Here is a 2,531-nt window from a genome sequence, read left to right as displayed (position 1 = left end):
GGGCAACACCAGCGGCCCGGCAAAGCCGGTTCCTCGGTGTTCCCCGAACAGAGATTTCAGGAGCTCCTCATGAAACAGATTCAAGATGCCTACATCGTCTCCGCCACGCGCACGCCGATCGGCAAGTCGCACCGCGGCTTCTTCCGCAACTACCGCCCCGACGACCTGCTCGCGACCACGCTGAAGGCGGCGCTGGCGGCCGTGCCCGGGCTCGACCCGAAGGCCATCGAGGACATCATCTGCGGCTGCGCGATCCCCGAATCGCAGCAGGGCCTCAACGTGGCGCGCATCGGCGCGGTGCTCGCCGGCCTGCCCCACAGCATCGGCGGCATCACGGTCAATCGCTTCTGCGCTTCCGGGCTGTCGGCGGTGCAGATGGCGGCCGACCGCATCCGCGTCGGCGAGGCCGAGGTGATGATCGCGGCCGGTGTCGAGAGCATGAGCATGGTGCCGATGATGGGCAACTCGCCGTCGCTGTCGCCCTCGATCTTCGAGCGCGAAGGCGACGTCGGCATTGCCTACGGCATGGGCCTCACGGCCGAGAAGGTGGCGCAGCAGTGGAAGGTGAGCCGCGAGGCGCAGGACGCTTTTGCGCTCGAGTCGCACCGCCGCGCGCTGGCCGCGCAGCAGGCCGGCGAGTTCGCCGACGAGATCACGCCGATCGAAGTCACCGACCGCACGCCCGACCTCGCCACCGGCGAATCGAAGGCGAAGAGCCGCATCGTGAGCCTCGACGAGGGCGCGCGCCCCGACACCACGCTCGAAGGGCTGGCCAAGCTGCGCACTGTGTTCGCCGCGCGCGGCTCGGTCACGGCCGGCAACAGCTCGCAGACCTCCGACGGCGCCGGCGCGCTGATCATCGCCAGCGAGAAGGCCTGCAAGCAGTACGACTTGAAGCCGCTGGCGCGCTTCGTGAGCTTTGCCAGCAAGGGCGTGCCGCCGCACATCATGGGCATCGGCCCGATCGAGGCGATTCCCGCGGCACTGCGCTATGCCGGGCTGACGCAGGACGCCATCGACTGGTTCGAGCTCAACGAAGCCTTCGCGGCGCAGTCGCTGGCGGTGATCAACACCCTGGGCCTGGATCCGGCCAAGGTCAACCCGATGGGCGGCGCGATCGCGCTGGGCCATCCGCTCGGCGCGACGGGCGCCATTCGCTCGGCGACCGTCATCCACGCACTGCAGCGCAAGAAGCTCAAGTACGGCATGGTCACGATGTGCGTCGGCATGGGGCAGGGCGCGGCGGGGATCTTCGAGCGCGTCTAGGCCATCAGGGTTTGTGACCATGCGCAGGCGTCTCCGATACGACTGCACGACTTGCCGACACGGAGGCACACTGCGACCATGAAACGACACCCTCTCGACCAGGCCCTCGATCTCGCGCACAGCGACCTCCAGGCCGGCCACTTCTTCGGCGCCACGAGTCCGGACTACTGGAACATGGTCGGCCCCTTCGGCGGCATGACCGCGGCGGTGATGCTGCAGGCGGTGCTGCGGCATCCGGACCTGCTCGGCGAGCCGGTGGCGGCCACGGTGAACTTCGCGGCAGCCCTCGGCGAAGGCGCCTTCGAGGTGCTCGCCGTGCCGGTTCGCACCAACCGCTCGACGCAGCACTGGACGATCCAGATGTCGCAGACCGGCGCCGACGGCAAGCTGCACGTGACCACCACGGGCACGGCGGTCACGGCGCTGCGGCGCGAGACCTGGGGCGCCAACGACTTTCCGATGCCCGAGGCGCCGCCGCCTTCGGCGGTCGAGCCCATGCAAATCGGCCCGAAGGGCGTGGAATGGGTCCGGCATTACGAGATGCGGCCGATCATCGGCTCGATCCCGAGCCGTTGGGACGGCAGCGGCGAAGCCAGCGAGACGCGCATGTGGCTGCGCGACGCCGAGCCGCGGCCGCTGGATTTCGCCGCGCTCATGGCGCTCAGCGACACCTTCTACCCGCGGGTCTGGCTGCGGCGCGCCACGCCGGTGCCGATCGGCACGGTGTCGCTCACGACCTACTTTCATACCGACGCCGCGCTGCTGGCCGAAGTGGGCACCGGCTACCTGCTGGGCCGGGCCACCGGGCAGCAGTTCCGCAATGGATACTTCGACCAGGCTGCGCAGCTCTGGAGCGAGGCGGGCGCCCTGCTGGCGACCAGCAGCCAGATCGTCTACTTCAAGGAATAGACATGGCCCCCACGCACCGTCACTTCGTGTACTCACTGCCCCCCGAGGGGGCTGCGGGCCGCCTTGGGGCGGCCCGGCGCCGGCCCGCTGCCGCGACAATGAGGGGCAGCGCAAGGAGACCCGCATGACGACGACGAAATCCGTCGACTTCTATTTCGATTTCGGCAGCCCCGCCGCCTATCTGGCCTATACCCAGCTGCCGCACCTGTGCGCGGACACCGGCGCGGCGCTGGTCTGGAAGCCGATGCTGCTGGGCGGCGTGTTCCAGGCCACCGGCAACCATTCGCCGGCCGAGATCCCGGCCAAGAGGCCTTACCTCAACGAAGACCTGAAGCGTCACGCGCGCCGCTATGGGG

3 protein-coding genes are annotated in these 2,531 nt (G+C 69.1%); all 3 read left to right on the top strand.

Going from position 1 to position 2,531, the window contains the following annotated elements; all coding sequences use genetic code 11:
* The first annotated feature begins 69 nt into the window (after positions 1–69).
* Positions 70–1,266, top strand: coding sequence for an acetyl-CoA C-acyltransferase (locus AC1D2K_RS33320; protein ID WP_478094538.1), 1,197 nt, complete (start codon positions 70–72; stop codon positions 1,264–1,266).
* A 78-nt stretch (positions 1,267–1,344) separates the two neighbouring features.
* Positions 1,345–2,175: an acyl-CoA thioesterase gene (locus tag AC1D2K_RS33315; RefSeq protein ID WP_478094536.1), complete on the top strand. Its 831-nt coding sequence runs from the start codon at positions 1,345–1,347 to the stop codon at positions 2,173–2,175.
* A gap of 124 nt (positions 2,176–2,299) precedes the next feature.
* The coding region (locus tag AC1D2K_RS33310) for a DsbA family protein (protein WP_478094535.1) at positions 2,300–2,531 on the top strand (232 nt) is incomplete at its 3' end.

The sequence above is a fragment of the Variovorax sp. P1_H12_2 genome, assembly GCF_056405335.1.
Note: the sequence above shows the minus strand (reverse complement) of the source record. Positions and strands in the feature narration are given on the sequence as shown.

What these genes read in the sequence shown, in the direction of transcription:
- AC1D2K_RS33320 (WP_478094538.1), top strand. Translation starts at nt 70, where the DNA reads ATGAAACAGATTCAAGATGCCTACATCGTCTCCGCCACGCGCACGCCG.
- AC1D2K_RS33315 (WP_478094536.1), top strand. Translation starts at nt 1,345, where the DNA reads ATGAAACGACACCCTCTCGACCAGGCCCTCGATCTCGCGCACAGCGAC.